The following is a 509-nucleotide window of genomic DNA, read 5'->3' as shown; positions in this document are numbered from 1 at the left end:
CTATTCGTGATATGGCACTTGGTGCGACCCCCGTCTTTTGGATTACCGATACCACTTATCTTTGGGTTATCTTCATCACCTGTTTGTTAACTATGATCTTGGTTCGCAGACCAAAACGGTTAGCTTGGTGGGTTTTACCCGTGTGTGACGCCATCGGTCTGGCCGTATTTGTGGGAATTGAGGTAGAAAAAGCGCTCGCCTACAACGCCTCAGGCATGGTTGCCGTGATCATGGGTGTAATCACCGGTTGCGGTGGCGGCATAATCCGAGATGTCTTAGCCCGAGAGGTACCTATGGTGCTAAGAAGCGAAGTCTACGCCACAGCCTGTATCATTGGTGGCATCTTCCACACGATGGCTGTGAGTATGGGTTACGATCATTCCACGGCCCTGCTCGCAGGTGTTATCTCAACACTAGTGATTCGCCTTGGTGCGATTCGTTGGCATCTATCTTTACCTACTTTCGCCATCAACCGCTAAGCAATTCAAGTACAGCTTTCAATCTAAAGA

General features: G+C 49.3%; 1 protein-coding gene. It reads left to right on the top strand.

Translation table 11 applies throughout. The features are described 5' to 3' along the window. Positions 1–479 (top strand): TRIC cation channel family protein (locus R7P74_RS29645; RefSeq protein WP_318124330.1); only part of this gene is annotated, 479 nt, incomplete at its 5' end. Positions 480–509: the final 30 nt, after the last annotated feature.

The organism is Vibrio sp. 2033, from assembly GCF_033339735.1.
The sequence above is the reverse complement of the archived record's forward strand: the minus strand, read 5'-3'. Positions and strand labels throughout refer to the sequence as shown.